13 protein-coding genes are annotated in these 21,323 nt (G+C 70.7%); 7 read left to right on the top strand and 6 right to left on the bottom strand.

The window, feature by feature from the left end; translation table 11 throughout:
* Positions 1–43: 43 nt before the first annotated feature.
* Positions 44–1,123: a lactonase family protein gene (locus HY68_RS24545; RefSeq protein ID WP_041997047.1), complete on the top strand. Its 1,080-nt coding sequence runs from the start codon at positions 44–46 to the stop codon at positions 1,121–1,123.
* Between the two features lie 100 nt (positions 1,124–1,223).
* On the opposite strand, the gene HY68_RS24540 is transcribed toward HY68_RS24545, so the two are convergent.
* Positions 1,224–1,703, bottom strand: coding sequence for a lamin tail domain-containing protein (locus HY68_RS24540; protein ID WP_041992343.1), 480 nt, complete (start codon positions 1,701–1,703; stop codon positions 1,224–1,226).
* Positions 1,704–2,041: 338 nt separating this feature from the next.
* Between HY68_RS24540 and HY68_RS24535 the strand changes: the two genes are divergently transcribed.
* A complete protein-coding gene (locus tag HY68_RS24535) occupies positions 2,042–3,070 on the top strand; it encodes a LacI family DNA-binding transcriptional regulator (protein ID WP_041992341.1) in 1,029 nt (342 codons plus the stop codon).
* A gap of 358 nt (positions 3,071–3,428) precedes the next feature.
* Here the strand turns inward: HY68_RS24535 and HY68_RS24530 are convergent, their stop codons facing one another.
* The 5 genes from HY68_RS24530 to HY68_RS24510 form a co-directional block, all read right to left on the bottom strand.
* Positions 3,429–4,583: an XdhC/CoxI family protein gene (locus HY68_RS24530; protein ID WP_041992338.1), complete on the bottom strand. Its 1,155-nt coding sequence runs from the start codon at positions 4,581–4,583 to the stop codon at positions 3,429–3,431.
* Positions 4,584–4,655: 72 nt separating this feature from the next.
* Positions 4,656–6,116: an NCS2 family permease gene (locus tag HY68_RS24525; RefSeq protein ID WP_041992335.1), complete on the bottom strand. Its 1,461-nt coding sequence runs from the start codon at positions 6,114–6,116 to the stop codon at positions 4,656–4,658.
* Between the two features lie 132 nt (positions 6,117–6,248).
* On the bottom strand, positions 6,249–8,684 hold the full coding sequence (locus HY68_RS24520; RefSeq protein ID WP_041992332.1) for a molybdopterin cofactor-binding domain-containing protein: 2,436 nt from the start codon (positions 8,682–8,684) through the stop codon (positions 6,249–6,251).
* A complete protein-coding gene (locus HY68_RS24515) occupies positions 8,684–9,331 on the bottom strand; it encodes a (2Fe-2S)-binding protein (RefSeq protein WP_041992329.1) in 648 nt (215 codons plus the stop codon). The genes HY68_RS24520 and HY68_RS24515 overlap by 1 nt, the downstream gene beginning before the upstream one ends.
* Before the next feature lie 2 nt (positions 9,332–9,333).
* On the bottom strand, positions 9,334–10,224 hold the full coding sequence (locus HY68_RS24510) for an FAD binding domain-containing protein (protein ID WP_041992326.1): 891 nt from the start codon (positions 10,222–10,224) through the stop codon (positions 9,334–9,336).
* 329 nt (positions 10,225–10,553) lie between these two features.
* Between HY68_RS24510 and HY68_RS24505 the strand changes: the two genes are divergently transcribed.
* From HY68_RS24505 to HY68_RS24485, 5 genes are all read left to right on the top strand, one after another.
* The gene (locus HY68_RS24505; protein ID WP_041992323.1) at positions 10,554–12,383 is read left to right on the top strand and encodes a PucR family transcriptional regulator ligand-binding domain-containing protein; all 1,830 of its coding nucleotides are present in this window, start codon (positions 10,554–10,556) and stop codon (positions 12,381–12,383) included.
* 322 nt (positions 12,384–12,705) lie between these two features.
* A complete protein-coding gene (locus HY68_RS24500) occupies positions 12,706–13,485 on the top strand; it encodes a hypothetical protein (RefSeq protein WP_041992320.1) in 780 nt (259 codons plus the stop codon).
* 392 nt (positions 13,486–13,877) lie between these two features.
* Positions 13,878–15,245, top strand: a complete 1,368-nt coding sequence (locus HY68_RS24495; RefSeq protein WP_078863765.1) for an MFS transporter — start codon at positions 13,878–13,880, stop codon at positions 15,243–15,245.
* Complete coding sequence (locus tag HY68_RS24490) at positions 15,242–18,628, top strand: non-ribosomal peptide synthetase (RefSeq protein WP_052457172.1); 3,387 nt, start codon at positions 15,242–15,244, stop codon at positions 18,626–18,628. Before HY68_RS24495 ends, HY68_RS24490 begins: the two co-directional genes overlap by 4 nt.
* The coding region (locus HY68_RS24485) for a type I polyketide synthase (RefSeq protein WP_052457171.1) at positions 18,625–21,323 on the top strand (2,699 nt) is incomplete at its 3' end. The genes HY68_RS24490 and HY68_RS24485, both read left to right, overlap by 4 nt.

Below are 21,323 nucleotides of genomic sequence, written 5' to 3'. Positions count from 1 at the left end.
GCTGGCCGCCGTTCCGACGTCGGCCGTCGCGAACACCGCGCCGATCAGCCGGAGTCCGGTGCCCGCGGGACCGCGCGCCGCCGGCCGGCCGCTGTACCTCGGGACGTACACCTCCCAGCAGGGCGGCGGAACGGGCGTCGGCCTCGCGACGTACGACGGGACGACCGGCGCCGTCACGGCGGGCGGGACGCTCACCGGCGTCGCCAATCCCTCGTATCTGGCGGTCCATCCGGACGGTACGACGCTCTACGCGGTCGACGAACAGCAGGACGGCGCGGTGACGGCCATCGCCCTGCCTACTGGCGGCGGCAGCCCCTCGGTGCTGGGCAGCAGGAGCGCGGGCGGGGCGGGGCCGACCCATCTGTCGGTCCATCCGAGCGGCCGGTGGCTGCTGAGCGCCGACTACACCTCGGGCAGTGTGGCCGTGCACCCCATCGACACGACGGGCGCGCTGGGCGAGGCGACGGACGTGGTCCAGCACTCGGCTCCCGCGCCGGGTCCGGGACAGGACGGGCCGCACGCCCATCAGATCGTCACCAGCCCGGACGGCGGCCATGTCCTCGCCGTCGACCTGGGCAACGACACCGTCTACACGTACCGCCTCGACGAGTCGGCCGGCACCCTCAGCCAGGTCTCCTACGCGACGCTGCGGCCGGGCGCGGGCCCCCGGCACCTCACCTTCCACCCGTCGGGCGCGTACGCGTACCTGGCCAACGAGCTCGACAACACCGTGGTCGTCTGCGGCTACGACCCGCAGAGCGGTGAACTCACCCCGGGGGAACCGCAGTCCACGGGGGCGGGCGGCGCGGGCAGCAGCTTCCCCGCCGAGCTGCTGGTCACGGCCGACGGCGCCTTCGCGTATCTCGCCAACCGGGGCCACAACAGCCTGACCCGGTACGCGGTCGAGGCGGACGGCGCCGAGCTGCGGCTGCTGGACACCGTGCCCGTCGGGGGCGACTACCCCCGGCAGATCGCCTTCTCGCCGGACGGCGGGCTGCTGTTCGCCGCCAACCAGAACTCCGGCACGGTGACGGTGTTCCACGTCGACCTCGCGACCGGCGAACTCGCCTCCGCCGGGGACCCGTTCCCCTCGCCGGTGGCCGTCTGCGCACTGCCGCTGTAGCGGCTGTCCGCACACACCACTGTGCGCCACGGGCCGGCCGACCCGTGGCGCACAGTGGTGTGTCAGTGTGAGTGTGAGTCCCCTACCGCTGCCGGACGGCTCAGCGGTGGTGCTTCGGCGCCCAGTGCTTCGAGGCGACCACGTGGTTGTGGTTGTCGCGCAGGGTCGCGGTGTCGTCGTTGTCCCAGATGTAGAAGCGGCTGCCCTGGTAGAGGTCACGCGACGTGTTGCGGCCCACGCCGGTGTGCACCCGCAGCGACTGCTTGGCGGCCAGCCGCACGTTCTTGAAGTGGTAGACGTGCCGGCTGTCCTTGGCCAGCGTGTAGCCGTTGAGGTTCACCGCGCGCTTGCCGGTGTTCTTGACCGTGACCCACTCCGCGTTGAGGCTCCTGTTGGACCGGTCGTCGCGTCCGGGGCTGTCGTACTGGACGGCGCCCAGGGTGACGGTCGAATGCGGGGCCGGCGCGCCGTGACCGTGGCCGTGCCCGTGGTCGGCGGCGACGGCGGGGAGCACAGCACCGGCCGCCAGCGCGGCCGAGCCCAGGATGACCGCTGCGGTACGGGATACGGAGTTGGACATGTGAACCTCCTGCATACGGCACCCGTCCCTGGGTGCCGCTGGTGCCTGTGCCCGGTCGGTCGCCGGGCGCTTTCACACTGTGGCGGTCCGTCGGCCAACGGTGAAGAAAATGCGGTTACGGGTTACAAAACACGGACATTTGCACACCCGCTTCACGCCAGGCGCGTACGCCCCGGCGCTCACCGGACGCCACACGACACCCCCTACACCGATCCGGACGGCACAAGGCCGCCATGTGCATGGGAGCGCTCCCAGTGGTTGGATGGCCGGGAGTGATGGCGGCAGTCCGTTCCCCCACGCACCGGACGGCGTACAGATGCAGACCGGAGGTCGCACAGATGGTGGCGAAGGGACGTACGGGTCAGCCGACCCTGGAAGAGGTCGCGGCGCTCGCGGGGGTCGGCCGGGGCACCGTCTCCCGGGTCATCAACAACTCGCCGCGGGTCAAGGACAGCACCAGGGCGCTGGTCGAGCAGGCGATCAGCGAGCTCGGCTACGTACCGAACCGGGCGGCCAGGGCGCTGGCGGGCAGCAGGACCGACGCGGTCGCGCTGGTCATCCCGGAGAACGAGAAACGGTTCTTCGCCGAGCCGTACTTCTCCGACATCGTGCACGGCGTGGCCGACGGGTTCGCCGACACCGACATGCAGCTGCTGCTCACCTTCCTGCGCACCGAGAGCGAGCGGAAGCGGTTCCTGCAGTACGCGGGGGCCCGCCGCGTGGACGGCGTGCTGCTGGTCTCCGTGCACGGCAGCGACCCGCTGCCCGACCTGCTCGCCCAGATCGGCCTGCCGACGGTGCTCGGCGGCCGGCGCTCCGCCGACGAGCCCGTGGCGTACGTGGACGCCGACAACGCGGGCGGCGCCCGCTCGGCCGTGGCCCATCTGGCCGGCTCGGGGCGGCGGGCCATCGCGACGGTCACCGGACCGCCGGACATGTACGTGGCGCAGTCCCGGCTGCGCGGGTACGAGGACGCGGTGCGTGACGTCTCGGGCGCCGCACCCGATTCGTCGTGGATCGCCAACGGCGACTTCACCGAGGAGGGCGGCCGGCGCGCGACGGCCGAGCTGCTGGACCGTCACCCGGAGCTGGACGCGGTGTTCGCGGCCTCCGACGTGATGGCGGCGGGCGCCCTGCACACCCTGCGCGCGGCGGGCCGCCGGATCCCGCAGGACGTGGCGGTGGTGGGATTCGACGACTCCCCCATCGCCCGCCACACGGACCCGGGGCTGACCTCGGTGCGCCAGCCGGTGGAGGAGATGGGGCGCACGATGGCGCGGGTGCTGCTGACGGCGCTCGGCGCGCCCGAGGCCGCGCGCGAGCATGTGGTGCTGCCGACGGAGCTGGTACAGCGGGCGTCGGGCTGAGCCCGGCGTACGGCCTGCGGCAGGGCGGGCGGACGGACGGCCCCGCCCACCGGCCCGCAGCCCGCCGTACAAGCCGGTCGTGCAGGCCCGCGGTACAGGCCCCAGGACACAGAGAACGTCACCGCCCTTGACAGCGACAGGGCGCAGGAGAAGTCTTTCGGGAGCGCTCCCATTACCGCGAGAGGGCCTGTCTCCCGTCCACGCCACCCCGCACGGACTGCCGCTCCGGTTCCGGGCGCGCCGCTGCCTCACCGGTCGCACGGGCAGGTAGCCGCGCCGTTCCGTGCCGCGCCCGTGGGGGGTCGCGGCACGGGGCGGCGCACCTGACTTCGGCCCCGCCGGAGCGCCCGTGCCGGGCTCAGGCGACCGAGCCGATGCGCCTGCCCGGTCCCCGGCGGGATCCGTCGTGGTGGATCGGCGTATGGGCCCCCGTCAGCGAGACCCCGGTACCGCCGCGCCGGGACGCGACGATCTCGGCGGCGATCGACAGCGCGGTCTCCTCGGGCGTACGCGCGCCCAGGTCGAGCCCGATCGGCGAGTGCAGCCTGGCCAGTTCGAGCTCGGTCACGCCGACCTCGCGCAGCCGCCGGTTGCGGTCCTCATGGGTGCGGCGCGAGCCCATCGCGCCGACGAAGGCGACGGGGAGCCGCAGCGCCACCTCCAGGAGCGGTACGTCGAACTTGGCGTCGTGCGTGAGCACGCACAGCACCGTACGGCCGTCGGTCTCCGTGGACTCCACGTAGCGGTGCGGCCAGTCGACGACGATCTCGTCGGCGTCCGGGAAGCGCACCCGGGTGGCGAAGACGGGCCGCGCGTCGCACACCGTCACCCGGTACCCGAGGAACTTGCCGACCCGTACCAGCGCCGCGGCGAAATCTATGGCGCCGAAGACGATCATGCGCGGGGGCGGGACGCTCGACTCGACCAGCAGGGTCACCGGCCGGCCGCACCGCGAGCCGCCCGCGCCGATCACCACGGTGCCGGTCCGGCCGGCGTCCAGCATCGCGCGTGCCTCACCCACCGCCGTACGGTCCAGCGCCGGGTGGCCGCCGATGCTCCCCTCGTACGAGCCGTCCGGCCGTACCAGCAGGGCCTGTTCGCGCAGGTCGTCCGGGCCTTCCGTGATCCGTGCGAGCGCCGCCGCGCCACCGCCCGCCGCGGTGGCGAGGGCGGCGGCGAACACCTCACGGCGGGCGGCGCCCGCGCGCACCGGTGTGACGAGGATGTCGATGACACCGCCGCAGGTGAGTCCCACGGCGAAGGCGTCCTCGTCGCTGTAGCCGAAGCGCTCCAGCACCACGGCGCCGTCGGCGAGCACCTGTTGGCACAGCTCGTACACCGCGCCCTCCACGCAGCCGCCCGAGACCGAACCGATCGCGGTGCCCTCGCTGTCGACGGCGAGCGCGGCACCCGGCTGCCGGGGCGCGCTGCCGCCGACAGCCACGACGGTGGCGACGGCGAAGTCCCGGCCCTGCCCGACCCACCGGTTGAGCTCTTCGGCGATGTCCAGCATGACGGTCTCCTCAAAGGTCCGGTACGGCCAAGTGACTTGGACGTGGTGTGTGTTGACTCGTGTGCGGGCAGCTCAGGAGACGCCCAGCGACGCCTCGATCGGGTGCAGCGCGTAGAAGACGAGGAAGACCACGGTGAGGCCCCACATGAAGGCCCCGATCTCCCGTGCCCTGCCCTGGGCGATCTTGATGGCGACGTAGGCGATGACGCCCGCGGCGACGCCCGCGGTGATGGAGTACGTGAACGGCATCAGCACCACGGTGAGGAACACCGGAATGGCGACCGACCGGTCGCTCCAGTCCACATGCCTGGCGTTCTGCATCATCATCGCGCCGATGACGACCAGGGCCGCCGCCGCGACCTCTCCCGGCACGATCTGGGTGATCGGTGTGAAGAACAGGCAGGCGGCGAAGAACAGGCCGGTGATGACGGCGGAGAAGCCGGTACGCGCTCCCTCGCCGACGCCGGTCGCCGACTCGACGAAGACGGTCTGTCCCGAGCCGCCGACCACACCGCCGACCGCGCCGCCCGCGCCGTCGATGAACAGCGCCTTGGAGAGGCCCGGCATCCGCCCGTTGGCGTCGGCCAGCTTGGCCTCGGTGCCGACCCCGATGATGGTGGCCATCGCGTCGAAGAAGCCGGCCAGCACGAGGGTGAAGACGATCATGCCGACCGTCATGGCGCCGACCTGGCCCCAGCCGCCGAACTCGACCTTCCCGAACAGCGAGAAGTCCGGCATGGAGACCGCGCTGCCCTTCAGCTCGGGCGGTCCGCTGCCCCACGCCTTGGGGCTGATGTTGCCCACGGCGTTGAGCACGACGGCGATGACCGTGCCGATCACGATGCCGATGAGGATCGCGCCGGGCACGTTGCGCGCCTGGAGCATGAAGATCAGCAGCAGGGTGACGCAGAAGATCAGCACGGGCCAGCCGGCGAGCTGTCCCGCCGGGCCGAGGGTGACGGGGCCGCCGCCGGTGGAGGCGTGCACGAAGCCCGCCTTCACCAGGCCGATCAGGGCGACGAACATCCCGATGCCCATGGTGATCGCGTGTTTCAGCGCGAGCGGGATCGCGTTCATGATCATTTCGCGTAGCCCGGTGACCACCAGCAGCATGATCACAACGCCGTACATCACACACATGCCCATGGCCTGCGGCCAGGTCATCACGGGCACGACCTGGCTGGACAGCACACCGGACACGGAAAGCCCGGCGGCGAGCGCCAGCGGCACCTTGCCGACGAACCCCATGAGCAGAGTGGTGAGGGCGGCGGCGAACGCCGTCGCCGTGATGAGCGCGGAGCGGCTGAGGCTGTCGCCCGCCGCGTCCTTGCCCGACAGGATCAGCGGGTTGAGCAGCAGGATGTACGCCATCGCCATGAAGGTCGTGACGCCGCCGCGCAGTTCGCGCGAGACGGTGGACCCTCGGTGCGTTATGTGGAAATACCGGTCGAGCCATGAACGGCCCGCCGGGGGACGTGAGCCTGAGCCGGCGTCCTCGGCTGTGATCTTCGGCTCTGTTGACGACTGGGTCATGGTGCCTACTCCCAAGGTTCACAGGGGCACCCGCGTGGTACTGGGATTGCGGGATTTGGGATGGTGCGTGGGCTGCACGACCCGGGGGACGGCCCGAGGCGAACTGGTTGCGGAACGAGTTCCGTCGGCCGGTTACGTACCGGTCAGGTGCTCGGGACGTACCGGCGTCCGGTTGAGCTCCAGCCCCGTCGCGTTCCTGATGGCCGCGAGGACAGCGGGAGTTGACGACAGGGTGGGCGCCTCGCCGATGCCGCGCAGCCCGTAGGGGGCGTGGTCGTCGGCGAGTTCGAGCACATCGACCGGGATGGTCGGTGTGTCGAGAATGGTGGGGATGAGATAGTCCGTGAAGGACGGGTTGCGCACCTTCGCGGTCTTGGGGTCGACGATGATCTCCTCCATGACCGCGACGCCGAGCCCCTGGGTGGTACCACCCTGGATCTGGCCGACGACGGACAGCGGGTTGAGCGCCTTGCCGACGTCCTGCGCCACGGCCAGTTCGATGACCTTGACCAGGCCGAGTTCCGTGTCGACCTCGACGACGGCGCGGTGCGCGGCGAAGGAGTACTGGACATGGCCGTTGCCCTGCCCGGTACGGAGGTCGAACGCCTCGGTCGGCCGGTGGCGCCACTCCAGCTCCAGATCGACCACCTCGTCGCCGAGCACGTCCACCAGGCTGGCCAGCACCTCGCCGCCGTCGGTGACGACCTTGCCGCTTTCGAGCAGCAACTCGGCGGTGGCCCAGGCCGGATGGTAGGTGCCGAGCTTGCGGCGGCCCATCTCCAGGACCTGTTCGCGTACGTGCTCGCAGGTGTTCTTCACCGCGCCGCCGGTCACGTACGTCTGCCGCGAGGCGGACGTCGATCCGGCCGAACCGACCTGTGTGTCGGCGGGGTTGATGGTGACCTGGGTGACGCCCAGCTCGCTGCGGGCGATCTGCGCGTGCACGGTCACACCGCCCTGGCCGACCTCGGCCATGGCCGTGTGCACGACGGCGACCGGCTCCCCGTTGATGACTTCGAGCCGTACCCGCGCGGTGGAGTAGTCGTCGAAGCCCTCGGAGAAGCCGACGTTCTTGAGGCCGACCGCGTAGCCGATGCCCCGTACCACCCCTTCGCCGTGGGTGGTGTTGGACAGCCCGCCGGGCAGTGCCCGCACATCGGCGGCCTCACCCGCGGTGAGCCACTGCTGCTCCGGCGGCAGCGGCCTGGCCTTGACGCGGCGCAGCAGCTCGGCGACGGGCGCAGGTGAGTCGACGCGCTGTCCCGTGGGCAGCAGTGTGCCCTGCTCCATGGCGTTGAGCTGGCGGAACTCGACCGGGTCCAGGCCCAGTCGCTTCGCGAGCTTGTCCATCTGCGCCTCGTAGGCGAAGCACGCCTGGACGGCGCCGAAACCGCGCATCGCGCCGCAGGGCGGGTTGTTGGTGTAGAGGGCGATGGCCTCGATGTCGACGTCCTCGATGACGTAAGGACCGACCGAGAGCGACGAGGCGTTGCCGACGACGGCCGGGGACGCCGAGGCGTAGGCGCCGCCGTCGAGGACGATCCGGCACTTCATGTGGGTGAGCTTGCCGTCGCGGGTGGCGCCGTGCTCGTACCAGAGCTTCGCCGGATGCCGGTGGACATGGCCGAAGAACGACTCGAACCGGTTATAGACGATCTTGACCGGCTTGCCGGTGCGCAGCGCCAGCAGGCAGGCGTGGATCTGCATCGACAGGTCTTCCCTGCCGCCGAAGGCACCGCCGACGCCGGACAGGGTCATCCGGACCTTGTCCTCGGGCAGGCCGAGTACGGGCGCGATCTGCCGCAGGTCGGAGTGGAGCCACTGCGTCGCGACGTACAGATCGACGCCGCCGTCCTCGCCGGGGACCGCCATACCGGACTCGGGGCCGAGGAACGCCTGGTCCTGCATGCCGAAGACGTACTCCCCCGACACGATCACATCGGCGCGCTTGGCGGCCTCGTCGGCGTCGCCGCGTACGACGGGCTGGCGGTGCACGATGTTCGGGTGCGGGACGTGGCCGATGTGGTGGTCGTCGCGGCCCTCGTGGATCAGCAGCGCGTCGGGCGCCGTCGCGGACGCCTCGTCGGTGATGACGGGCAGGTCGGCGTAGTCGATCACGATCTTCGCCGCCGCCCGGCGCGCGGTCTCCGGGTGGTCGGCCGCGATGATCGCGACCGGCTCGCCGTGGTGGCGTACCTTGCCGTGCGCGAGGACGGGGGTGTCCTGGATCTCCAGGCCGTAGTTCTTCACGTCGGTGGGCAGGTCGTCGTAGGTGAGGACGGCGTAGACACCCGGCGTGGCGAGGGCTTCGGCGGTGTCGATGGACCGGATCTCGGCGTGCGCGACGGTGGAGCGCAGGGTGTGGCCCCAGAGCATGTCCTCGTGCCACAGGTCGGAGGAGTACGCGAACTCGCCGGTGACCTTGAGGGTGCCGTCGGGGCGGAGGGTGGACTCGCCGATGCCGCCCTTGGTCGTCGAGCCCTGGGTGAGGCTGGTGGGGGTACCGGTGGTGGGGCGGGCGGCGCGGGCCGTTGCGTTGCCGGTGGCCGTCGGGTCTTGGGTCGTCATCAGACCGCCTCTTCCTGCCGGGCGGCGGCGAGGCGCACCGCGTCGAGGATCTTCTCGTAACCGGTGCAGCGGCAGAGGTTGCCGGACAGCGCCTCGCGGATGTCCGCGTCGGTGGGCGAAGGGGTCCGCTCCAGCATCTCGTCGGCCGCGACGAGCAGGCCGGGGGTGCAGAAGCCGCACTGCACGGCGCCGGCGTCGATGAACGCCTGCTGGATGGGGGACAGCGCGCCGCCCTCGCCGGTCTGCGAGTCGGTGCCCTGCGCGGGCGGGCGGGCCTGCCACTGCTGGGCGCGCTGGACGCTGGTGCCGGGGGTGTCGTTCGTCCGGCCGCCATGGCTCTGATCGCCGTGGTCCTGGTCGCCGTGGTTCTGGTCGCCGCAGCCGCGGTCCTCACGCTGCTTGGCGTAGTCGGCAAGGCCCTCGACCGTGATCACCTCGCGGCCCTCGACCTGGCCGGCCGCGACCAGGCAGGAGCAGACCGGGACGCCGTCGAGCCGTACCGTACAGCTGCCGCACTCCCCCTGCTCGCACGCGTTCTTGGAGCCCGGCAGGCCCATGCGCTCGCGCAGGACGTACAGCAGGCTCTCGCCCTCCCAGACGTCGTCGGCCTCGTGCTTGCGTCCGTTGACGGTGAAATTGACGCGCATGGTTATGCAGCTCCTTCCAGCGTGCGGCCGGTGCCGCGGTACTGCTCCCAGGTCCAGCCGAGCTGGCGGCGAGCCATGATCCCGACGGCGTGCCTGCGGTAGGCGGCGGTGCCGCGCACGTCGTCGATGGGGTTGCAGGCGGCCGCCACCAGCGTGGCGAACTGCTTGGCGATCGACGGGGTGATGATCTTGCCGCTCTCCCAGAAGCCGCCCTCTTCGAGCGCCGCGTTCAGGAACTCCTCGGCCGTCGCGGCCCGTACGGGGGTCGGCGCGGCGGATCCGATGCCGGTCCTGACCGTGCGGGTACGGGGGTGCAGCGCGAGCCCGAAGGCGCAGACGGCGATGACCATCGCGTTGCGGGTGCCCACCTTCGAGTACTGCTGCGGGCCTTCGGCCTTCTTGATGTGCACCCACTTGATCAGCTCGTCCGCTTCGAGCGCGTTGCGCTTGACCCCGGTGTAGAACGCGTCGATCGGGATGCGCCGACTGCCGCGTACGGACTCGGCCTCGACCTCGGCGCCCGCGGCGAGCAGGGCCGGGTGGGCGTCCCCCGCGGGGGACGCGGTGCCGAGGTTGCCGCCGACGCCGCCGCGGTTACGGATCTGGGGGGAAGCGACGGTGTGGGAGGCGAGCGCGAGACCCGGCAGCTCGGTCCTGAGCTGCTCCATGATGTGGGTGTACGGCACGGAGGCGCCCAGCTGGACGCTCTCCTCGCCGACGGCCCAGTCGCGCAGCTCGCCGATGCGGTTCAGGTCCAGCAGGTACTCCGGCCGCCGGTGGTCGAAATTGATCTCGACCATGACGTCCGTGCCACCCGCGATGGGCACAGCCGTGGGGTGCTCGGCCTTCGCGGCGAGCGCCTCCTCCCAGCTGGCGGGACGAAGGAAGTCCATCAGTGGCTCTCTTCATTCGTGATCGGTCGTGATCGACGTGATCGACGTGCTCGGTCGTGCGCTGAAGCCCGGAGACGGCCGGAGATTCGACAGGTTATTCATCAGCTGTTAACGCTGTGTGGCCCTAGTACACCGGGCCGTGCTCCGTCCGGTGCAGTCACCGAAACCATGAAGGAGTTGGCTGGGCGGGTTCGCGGTCTTGTAGATTCGAACAAAAGACGAGGCGGACGGTGCGTGTCCTGCGGCTGTACCCCACCCCTGCGTCCCGACCCTGTGTCCCACCCCTGTGTTCCACCCCTGAAGCGACGAGAAAGATCGGCGGCGACGAGATGCGGCTGCGCGCACTGCTGGAAACCGAGGCGCTGGGCCTGCGCCTCCTCGGCGGCGCCGACGAACTCGACCGGCCGGTGCGGGGTGTGATGACCACCGACCTGCGCGACCCGAGCCGCTATCTGACGGGCGGCGAACTGGTGCTCACGGGTCTCGCCTGGCGGCATGAGGCGGCCGACTCCGAACCGTTCGTACGGATCCTCGCGGGCGCCGGTGTCACCGGGCTCGCGGCCGGTGACGCGGGGCTCAACGGCATCCCGGACGATCTGGTGGAGGCGTGCGTACGGCACCGGCTGCCGCTGTTCGCCGTGAACGAGGACGTTGCCTTCGCGACGATCACCGAGCATGTGGTGCGGCAGGTGTCCGGGGAGCGTGCCGGGGATCTGGCCGCCGTCGTCGACCGGCACCGCAGGCTGATGACGGCGGGTCCTGCGGGCGGCGGCCCCGATGTCGTCCTCGACCTGCTGGGCTCGGACCTCGACCTGCGGGCCTGGGTACTTTCCCCGGCCGGCCGCCAGATCGCGGGCTCCGGCGAACCGCTGTCGGCGGCGCGGGCGGCCCGGCTCGCGGGCGAACACATGGCGGCGACACGCACAGGACGACGGGGGCCTTACCGGGTGACGCTGGACGGTACGGCGTATTCACTCTTCGCGGTACGCAACACCGGGCGTGTCGAGACGTCGCTGGGGGCGGGGGCACTGGGTGCGGGCGCGGCGGGTTCTTCGGGGCCGTCGGTTTCTTCGGGGCCGCCGGTCTCCTCGGGAGCGTTTTCCTCGGGGGCGGTGCGGGATCCGCGCGAGGCGGTGCTCTCCGAGTGGCTGCTCGCCGTCGAGGCGGACGCCGGTGAATGGCCGACGGCCAGGCTCGATCTGCTGCAGGGCGTCACACAGCTGATCGCGGTGGAAAGGGACCGGCGCGACGCCGCCCGTACGGTACGGCGCAGGCTCGCGCAAGAAGTCCTCGAACTCGTCCAGGCGGGCGCGCCGCCCGCCGAGATCGCCGCGCGGCTGCGGGTCGCCGCGCCGGTACTGCTGCCGGGACTCGGCACGGCGCCACACTGGCAGGTCGTGGTGGCGAGGGTCGAGTGGACGCGGGCCGGTACGGACGGGGCGGCGGCGGTGGGCCACGGTCCGGTGGCGCAGTCGCTGCTGGAGGAGATCCTGGTCGATCCGACGATCGCGGGGGCCGACCCGTCGGACCGTATCGCGGTGGCGCAGGTGGGCGACGAGGCGGTCGCGCTGGTGCCGCTGGTACCGCCGGCGGTGACGGAGGAGCCGGACGGCGCGAGCGGCCCGGACGAGGCTCCTGAGGAGGAGGCGGCGGACGCAGGGCCCGGGTTGCGGGCGGATGTGCTCCTTGCCGCCGTACAGGCACCACTCTCCGCCGGCCTGGCGGACGACGGACGGCTGACCCTCGGGGTGAGCGCGGCCGTCCACTCGGCCGAGGGGCTGCGCGGCGCCCTGGAGGAGGCGCGTCATGCCCGCCGGGTGGCGGCGGCGCGGCCGGGCCGGGTGTGCGCCGCGGGCCATCACGAGCTGGCCTCGCACGTCCTGCTGCTGCCGTTCGTCCCCGACGACGTACGCCGGGCCTTCACCGCCAGGCTGCTCGACCCGCTGCGGGACTACGACCGCCGGCACCGCGCGGAGCTGATCCCCACGCTTGAGGCGTTCCTGGACTGCGACGGCTCATGGACGCGCTGCGCGGCGCGACTGCATCTGCATGTGAACACGCTGCGGTACCGGATCGGCCGGATCGAGCAGCTGACGGGCCGTGATCTCTCGCGCCTGGAAGACAAGTTGGACTTCTTCCTGGCGCTGCGGATGAGTTGAGGGACGGGCTTCCGGCTCGCATGCGCGGCGCCGCGTCACCGCGTGCCACGTTGACCGCCGTCACCCGAAGAGGTCACGTGGAGATCCAACCGGTCCGCCACGGCGGGGGCATGACAGACATGGACGATCTCCGTCACGCGGGTCCCACCGCAGGTGAGGGGCGTGCGCGCGGCGCGGCTCCAAGATCGGGGCCGGGTCGGCGCCCGCGTTGACGACCAAGGGATTGTGAAAAGTTTCACCTAACCTATTGGCCCGGCGTGCCTATCCGTGTTGAGATGCGTCTCACACTCAACAGCACAATGGCGCGCTAGGGGAGGGCAATGTGGCGCATACCGCCATGTCTGGTACCGGAACCACTGCCGGGGACGACCCACTCCAGACCGCGGTATGGCGGCTGCGCTCGCGCGGCTGTTGGACCGACGCAGCAGCCCTGCTCGCACCGCACACCGGCACGGCGGCCCCCGCGCTCCAACGGGCCGCGCTCCTCGTCGAGCGGTGCCTGTACACCGGAAGCGGCTGGGCCGACGCGGAGGACGCCCTGCGTACGGCGGAGGCCATCGCCCACGAGGACGACGAACGCGGCGCCGCCGCCTGCGAACGCGGTCACCTCGCCTACGCCTCGACCTGGCTCGGCGTCCGCGACCGCGCGGACGAAGCCCGCGCCGCGCTCGGCCGCGCAGCGGCACTGCTCGACCCGACGGCGCCGGGCCGCGGACTGCTCGACTTCCGCCGCGGCCTGATCGCCGAACACCTCTCCGACTCCCCCCAGTCGGCCCGCGCGGCCTACAGCCGCGCCCACGCGTCGGCGACGGCGCAGGGCGACCAGCTGCTGCTCTCGCTCACTTGGCGCCACCTGGCGGGACTGTCACTCAGGGACGGCGAACTGGCGGAAGCGAGACACGGCTTCAGCGAGTCGCTGCGACTGAGCGAGGAGCTGGGCTACCTGGTAGGCACAGCCCCGGCCTTGGCGGCCCTGGCAGAGGCAGAACCAGAACTGGAAGCCACCCGCCTACGCACGGAAGCCACCCGTTTGGTCCGCCTCCTGGACGGCGTCCCGACATGGTTGGCGGAGCAACTGACACCCCCGACGGCAGCGGTCTGAGGACCGAGGGCTGCACGGACCCGCCGAAGGCTTCTGAGTCGACGCTCAGAAGCCTTTTGCTTTGCGTGGGGCGTTGCGTCACACACGCTCCAGCCGGTACCCGGCCTGGTGACGGAGGCGGTATTTCTTATTCCGCTTTGTCGTCGACTCATGGTCTTGGTTAATCAACCAGCCGATCTCCGCGCGATACTCAAGGGAACCTCAGATATCTCAGAAATTCATTGCTCCGCCATCAGCCACCGGTGCATAGTTCTGTCCACGAGGCCACCGGAGAGGAAGTCGGCGGCGTTGCCAACCATGGGCTCCGGCCCGGAACGCATCATTCTTTGCCTGATCGTGGTTCTCGATATAACTCCTCTTTTCCCAGCGGTGCTTAGGGTGTCCGGCCTGCCGTGACCAGCCGGTACGGGCCCCCGGGAGCCGACGCAACCTTTTACCTTGATACCTCTACCGGGGAGGTGTGTCCCGTGCGGCGCTTCACAGATATCCTGCCGCCTCCAGGACCGGTCCGCGTCCTTCAGACGAATAACCTCATCGCGACAATCGGCTATGGTCTGTACACCTCTGGCAGCGCCATCTTCTTCGTGAAAGAGAGCGGAATATCCCCGTCCATGGTCGGACTGGGTTTTTCGGCGGCCGGCTTAGCCGGCGTGCTGCTCAGTATGCCCATAGGCCGCCTGGCCGACCGCTGGAACTCCCGCGACGTGTCGATCGCGTGCTCCACAGTGCTCGCATTACTGCTGATCGCCGCCGTGTTCGTGCACTCGTTCTGGGAGTACCTCCCGGTGATCACCGGGATCGGAATCGTCGAGGCCGGGGGCAACGTCGCACGCGGCTCCCTCCTCGCCGAGCTGGTGCCGAAGGAACAGCGCGTGCGGACGGCCGCGTACAGCAGAGTGGTGACCAACATCGGATTCTCGCTGGGCGCGCTCTGCGCCGGCGTGGTGCTCGGTGTCAACACCAGAGCGGCGTACGCCTCGTTGATCCTGGGCATGGCGGTGGCCGCACTGGCCGCCGCGGCCTTGAGTCTGCGCCTGCCGCGCCCGCGTAGCGATCGGGTGGGCGCGGGAAAGGAAACCAGCGGTACCCGGACATACGACCTCCCCTACATCGCCGTGTCGGTGGTGAGCAGCACCACCCTGATCGGCAACACGGTCCTGACCGTCGGGCTGCCCTTGTGGATCATCACCCACACCGCTGTGCCCCCGCCGCTGGCCGCGTGGATGATTCTGGGCAACACACTCCTGGTGATCGCCCTCCAGGTGCGGATGTCCCGAGGGAGCGACACCGTCGCCGGCGCCCGGCGTATGCAGCGCGGTGCGTTCGCCGTCCTCGCCCTCGCCTGTGCGAGCGCCGCCGCCGTGGCGGAGTTCAGCACCCTCGCCGCGACCGGCGTCCTGTTGGTCACCGTCGCCCTGCTGACCCTGGGCGAGTTGTGGGGCGAGAGCGCCAACTGGTCGTTCCGCTACGGCCTGGCGCCGGACAACGCCCATGGTGCTTACGGCGGCATGTACGCGCTGGGCGGGTCGCTGCCGAACATCGTCGGACCGGTGGTGGTGACGTTCTGCACCGCGCGGTTCGTACCGGGCGGATGGTTCATCCTCGCTTCGATCTTCGTGGCCGGCTTGCTGGCCAACGGGCCGGTCATCTCCTGGGCCGAGCGCACCAGGACACCCGAGGACGCGACCTTGCCGGCGGGGCCGCAGGCCGGGACCGACACCGTCAGCTCATTGATGACACCGAATCGAGAGAGTGGATGAGTACTGAAACACAGGCCCCCGCGACGTCAGCGCTGACATCGGTCGCGGCGCTGGTCCTCGGACGTGAGCCGGCCGATGTGCGGGTCGCAGCGCAGAAAAGTTCGTTCGTGACCTTAGGAGGCACGTCGCTCAGTGCGGTCGACCTCGTCGCCCGCGCCGAGCGGCTGGGTCTCGCGCTCGACCTGTCCGGCCTGCTGGGCGGCGATCCGCTGGCCGTGAGCCTGACCGCGACCCGACCGCTGCCGGAACGGGCGGAGAGCCACGCACCGTCGAGCCGCCTCGACCGCCCGGCGACCGCGGGCGAGACCACGATGCTGCTGAGCGAGGGGCTGGGCGCAGGCGCGCCTTGGCGACTGCTTTTCAGCGTGGATCTGTACGGTGAACTCGACCGGGAAGCGTTATTGGACGCGGTCCAGAACCTGACGGATCGTCATGAGGCCCTGCGCACCGTCTACTTCGAAGCACCAGACGGGCCGCGCGCACGCGTCGTCTCCCAATGGCGGGCCCGGGTGCGCTTCAACGAGTGGGAGCTCGCCGAAGGCGAAGCCGGGGTGGACACGGTCCACACCATGCTCAGCGCGGCTTCGGCCTCCTTGCTGTCACCGTTCGCATGCCCACCTGTCGTCTTCACCCTGACCAAGGCCGGCAGCACCCGCCATGTGCTGAGTCTGTTGATTCACCATGTGGTGGCCGACGGGTGGAGTGTCGGGCTGTTGTGGCGCGAGCTGTTCGACCACTACCGGGCGGCCGGTCCTGCGGGTACGGCACCCGGCCCCGCGGACCGGCCGGCAATCGTCGCGGAACACATCGCCGTCCGCCGGATCGGCGAGCTGTCCGGAACACCGACCGTACTGGAACTGCCCAGTGACCTTCGTCGGCCCGAGGTCTTCGACGGCCGTGGCGTACGCGTCCCCGTCCGTCTCGACGCCCAACTCGGCAACCAATGTGCCGAGTTGGCGCAGGCATGTGGTGTCACGCGCAACGTGCTGCTGTTCGCTGCCTGGTCGGCGGCGCTTGCCCGCAGGGCCGGTGTTTCCCAGCTGCTGGTCGGCCTCTCCTGGGTCGGCCGTTCGACGCTGGCGGAACAGGCGACGGTCCAACTGGCCACGTCGGTGCTGCCGGTGCGGTGCGAGCTTGCCGGCGGACAGACCGTCCGTAGCTACGTCGAGGCTGTCGGCCGGGATGTCCGCGCCGCGATCGACTCCAGGGACGTGCCGCGCAAGCGGTTCTCGAACGCTCTGGGCGTCCGGTCCGACGCACGGCGCACGCCCTTGACCCAGGTGGGCTTCGCCGCGCATGACGAGATGGTGCCCGAGCAGCTCGATGTCGCGGGCCTTGAGGCCCGGCTGTACGAGGGACACTGCGGCGGCGCGACGTTCGACGCCCTGCTGTATGTGCAGCGGTGGGGTGAACAGCCCCGACTGTGCGTGGAGTACGCGTCCTCTGTCCTCACGCCCGGAGATGCCTCACTGCTCGTCGCGGATTTCCTGACGGTGCTGCGGCAGATGACCGAGAACCACGAGGGCGAGATCACAGCTGTCGGGGCCACGCCGGCCGAAGCGAGTGCCCCCGGGACCGCACCGGCTTCACCGAGTGGTCTGTGGCAGCTTGTTGAGCAGCTCGCAGGACAGAACCCGCTCGCGCCGGCAGCAGTGGTCCCCGACCGTGAGGCCTTGTCCTACGCCGGACTGGTGCGCGCGGTGGAGGCCCAGTCCGCCGCGTTGTACGAGGCAGGTGTCCGGGACGGCGACCGTGTGGTCATCGCCGTACCGCGCTCGGCCGAGGAGATCGTCGCGGTGCTGGCCACGCTACGGATCGGCGCCGCCTATATCGGCCTGGAGCCGGGAGCACCGGCCGCCGTCGTGCGTCGCGTTACCGAACTGGCCCGGCCCGCAGTGGTTTTGGCCGATCCGCGGCGGGCGGCCGAGCTGGCCTCCGCCGGGCTCGCGGTGCGCCATGTCGAGCCGGTTGATCCCTGGGCGCCTTCGCTCATGGCCGCGGCCGTACCGCCTCCCGCCGCGCCCGACCCGGAGCGCGTCGCGTACATCGCGTTCACCTCGGGCTCCACCGGCAAGCCGAAGGCGGTCCGTATCCCCCATCGCGCCGTGCTGCGACTGATCCTCGGCACCGACGTGGTCCGCCCCAAGGCGCTCGAACGCTTCCTCAGACTCGCGCCGCTGTCCTTCGACGCGTCGACGCTGGAGATCTTCGCCCCGCTGGCCGCCGGGGGCTCGATCGCGGTCTACCCGAACCGGCAGCCGACGACCGGGGAGTTGGCGCGGTTCCTGAGCACCGAGGCGGTGACAGGGCTCTGGCTGACCGCCGGACTCTTCCGACTCGTGGCGGATCACGCGCCCGAAGCCTTCAGTGCGGTCGACCACCTGTTGACCGGCGGAGACGTCGTGCCCGCCGCCCAGGTCCGTCGGGTGTTGGAGCGCTGCCCCGGCCTGCGGATCACCAACGGCTACGGCCCGACGGAGAACACGACCTTCACAACGGTCCACCATGTGGACGACCCCGCGGCCGTCGGCGACACCGTTCCGATCGGCCGGCCGATCGCCGGAACGGACGTTCTGGTCGTCGACGGCACCGGGCGGCCGGTGCCACAAGGGGCGGTCGGGGAGCTCTACACGTCGGGGCGGGGGCTGGCGATCGACTATCTGAACGATCCCCTGGAGACGGAGCGGCGCTTCGTGCTCGGGCCGGGGCGGCGCCGTTATTACCGCACCGGGGATCTGGTGCGCTGGGACGAAGACGCGAACCTGCGGATTCTGGGCCGCCGGGATCACCAGGTCAAAATCCGGGGCTTCCGGGTCGAACTCGAAGAAGTGGCCACGGTCCTGCGCGGTCTGCCAGATGTGACGGACGCCGTGGCTGTGGCCGCCACCGGCGGGGCCGAGACCCGGATCGTGGCGGGGATCGTCACCGGTCGGAGCGCCCTTGATCCACTGCGGTTGCGGGCTCTGGCGGCCGAGCAGTTGCCGGACTTCTCGGTTCCCGCACTCTGGGCCGTCACCGAACGCCTTCCGGTGACCGCGAACGGCAAAGTGGACGTACCGGCCTTGACAGCCATTGCGCTTGCCACGTCGTCCGGCGCATCCGGACCGGGCAACGAGGGCATCGAAGCGCCCGACGAGATCGGCGAGGTCGAAGAGATCGAGGACAAGATCGCCGAGGTCTGGGAGCGGATCCTGGGGTCGGCCGACTTCGGTTACAGCGACCGGTTCTTCGACGTGGGCGGAGACTCCCTGCAAATCCCCTTGGTCCGCAACGAGTTGCTTGCCACCTTCCCCGGCTGCGAGATCAAGCTCGCGGAGATGTTCAGATACTCGACCGTGGGACAGCTCGCCGCGTTCCTGCACGCGAAGGTGAGTGTCACATGAAGTCCGAGCCCACCACGGCCCAAGGCCCCGACCTGTCAACGGCCGTCGCTGTCATCGGTCTCGCCGGACGGTTCCCCGGCGCGGACGGCGTCGAACAGCTGTGGACCAACCTCCTGGCCGGCGAAGAGTCGCTGACCCGCTTCACCACCGAACAGCTCGCCGCCGCAGGGGTGTCCGCAGCCGAGTACGAGGACCCCGATTACGTACCGGTGCGCGGAGTCCTCAGAGATGTGGAACTCTTCGACGCGAACTTCTTCGGATACTCGGCGCGCGAAGCGGAGCTGACGGACCCGCAGCAGCGGCTGCTCCTCGAATGCGCGTGGCAGGCGATGGACACCGCCGGATACGGCGGCTTCCACGGCAAGGGCGGGGTGTTCGTCGGCACCGGAGTCAACAGCTATCTCCTGCGTCATCTGCTGGCCGACCCGCGCCGCGCTGACGAGGCCGACCTCCTGCAACTCGTCCTGGGCAACGAGAAGGACCACGCCGCCGCCCGGATCGCGTACAAACTCGGCCTGCGAGGGCCCGCCGTGGCGGTCCAGACCGCGTGCTCCACGTCGCTGGTCGCTGTGCACATGGCGAGACAGAGCCTGCTGCGGGGCGAATGCGACATCGCCCTCGCCGGCGGGGCCTCGGTCCAGCCTCCCCAGCACGCTGGATACGTCTACGCCCGCAACGGGATCCTCTCGCCCGACGGCCACTGCCGGCCGTTCGACCGGGACGCGCACGGGACGGTGGTCGGCCACGGCGCCGCGCTGGTGGTCCTCAAGCGGGCCCACGACGCGTACGCCGACGGCGACACCGTGCACGCGCTGATCCGCGGATCAGCCATCAACAACGACGGCGGACGAAAGGTGGGGTACACGGCGCCAAGTGCCGAGGGGCAGGCCGAGGTGATCGGCGCCGCGCTGTCCTCAGCGGGGATCGCCGCGGAGAGCATCGGCTACGTCGAGGCACACGGCACCGGCACCGAACTCGGTGACGGCATCGAGATCGCGGCCCTGACAGAGGCGTACCGGGAGCACACGGACAGGTCCGGATTCTGCGCTGTCGGCAGCGTCAAGGCGAACCTGGGGCACCTCGACGCGGCCGCCGGTGTGAGCGGGCTGATCAAAGCGGTCCTGGCGGTGCGCGAAGGCGTGATCCCGCCGACCATCAACTGCCGTGAGCCGAACCCGGAGATCGGCTGGGAGTCCACACCGTTCTTCGTGAACACCCAGGCCCGTGGCTGGCCGAGCGAAGACGGGCCGCGCCGCGCCGGTGTCAGCGCGTTCGGCATCGGCGGCACCAACGCCCACGTCATCGTGGAGCAGCCGGCGGTACGGCAGGCGCCGCGGAAGCAACGAACCGGACCGTCCTTGATCGTACTGTCCGCCCGGGATCCGCAAGCGGCGTGCGCCTCCGCGATCGCGCTCGCCCGGCATCTGGACACCTCGGTCGCCGCCGATGTCCCGGACGTCGCGCACACACTGCAGGTCGGCCGGGCCACCACACCATGGCGTACCGCGGTGGCCGGCAGCGATCCCCGCGCCCTGCGCGATCAGCTGCGGTCGGCCCTGCCGCGCCAGGCGGCCCGCGCTGTCACCATCGGATTCATGTTCCCGGGGCAGGGCGCCCAGCGCCCCGGCATGGCGGCAGGCCTCTACGAAGCACTGCCGCGGTTCCGGGCGGTGGTCGACGAATGCAGCGAACAGCTCACCGGGCAACTCGGCGTCGATCTACGCACGTTGCTGCTCGACGCAAGCGAAGAACCCGGGTCCGAAGCCGCCCTGCGGAGCACCCGGCTGGCCCAGCCGGCTCTGTTCGTCACCGAATACGCGCTCGCGCGCCAGCTCACCGGCTGGGGGATCAAGCCGAGAGTGCTCATCGGCCACAGCATCGGTGAGTACACCGCCGCCTGCCTGGCTGGGGCACTCACCCTCCCGGACGCCCTCAACCTTGTCGCGGTACGCGGACGGCTCATGGACGGCGCCCCGCCCGGGAGCATGCTCGCCGTGCACACGGCCGGGGAGAAGATCGAGCCGCTGCTACCCGAAGGCGTCTGCATCGCGGCCCACAACGGCCCCGAGTCGGTCGTCGTGTCGGGAGACCGCGAGGCGGTGGCCGAGTTCGCCGAAACCGCGCTCGACCGCGGCATCTCCGCCCGGCCGTTGCGCGTGTCGCACGGATTTCACAGCGTGCAGATGGACTCGGTACTGGACGAGTTCCACGAGCACGCGTCCGCCGTACGGTATCGCCGCCCCCGCATGCGCGTGATGTCCAACCTCACGGGAGAGCCGGTCGGGGAGTACTCGGCGGAGTACTGGACCAGACATCTGCGGGAGCCGGTGCGCTTCTCCGCCGGGCTGACCCGGGTGCTGGCCATGACGCGACCGGTGCTGGTGGAAGTCGGCCCCGGACGCGCCCTGACCAGTCTCGCCATGTCACACGAGCAGGACGGAGACCTGGTGTGCCGGCCGGCGATGCCCGGCGCCCGGACCGGCACCGATCCGCACACGGAACTGCTGGCCGCCGTCGGTGCGTTGTGGACCGCGGGCGCCGACATCGACTGGACGTCCTTCAGTGGCGGCCAGGGCCGCCGAGTGCCCTTGCCCTCCTACCCGTTCCAGCGCCGTCGCCATTGGCTCGCCCCACCCACGCCGACGGTGGCCGCTCGCCCGCCTGCGTCGAACGCCCCGGCCGAGCAGGCCGAGCA

The organism is Streptomyces sp. AcH 505, from assembly GCF_000818175.1.
GTDB lineage: Bacteria > Actinomycetota > Actinomycetes > Streptomycetales > Streptomycetaceae > Streptomyces.
The sequence above is the reverse complement of the archived record's forward strand: the minus strand, read 5'-3'. Positions and strand labels throughout refer to the sequence as shown.

Excerpts from the sequence above, each read along its gene's own strand:
- HY68_RS24540 (WP_041992343.1), bottom strand. The coding sequence starts at position 1,703 with ATGTCCAACTCCGTATCCCGTACCGCAGCGGTCATCCTGGGCTCGGCC.
- HY68_RS24535 (WP_041992341.1), top strand. The coding sequence starts at position 2,042 with ATGGTGGCGAAGGGACGTACGGGTCAGCCGACCCTGGAAGAGGTCGCG.
- HY68_RS24530 (WP_041992338.1), bottom strand. The coding sequence starts at position 4,583 with ATGCTGGACATCGCCGAAGAGCTCAACCGGTGGGTCGGGCAGGGCCGG.
- HY68_RS24525 (WP_041992335.1), bottom strand. The coding sequence starts at position 6,116 with ATGACCCAGTCGTCAACAGAGCCGAAGATCACAGCCGAGGACGCCGGC.
- HY68_RS24520 (WP_041992332.1), bottom strand. The coding sequence starts at position 8,684 with ATGACGACCCAAGACCCGACGGCCACCGGCAACGCAACGGCCCGCGCC.
- HY68_RS24515 (WP_041992329.1), bottom strand. The coding sequence starts at position 9,331 with ATGCGCGTCAATTTCACCGTCAACGGACGCAAGCACGAGGCCGACGAC.
- HY68_RS24510 (WP_041992326.1), bottom strand. The coding sequence starts at position 10,224 with ATGGACTTCCTTCGTCCCGCCAGCTGGGAGGAGGCGCTCGCCGCGAAG.
- HY68_RS24505 (WP_041992323.1), top strand. The coding sequence starts at position 10,554 with ATGCGGCTGCGCGCACTGCTGGAAACCGAGGCGCTGGGCCTGCGCCTC.
- HY68_RS24490 (WP_052457172.1), top strand. The coding sequence starts at position 15,242 with ATGAGTACTGAAACACAGGCCCCCGCGACGTCAGCGCTGACATCGGTC.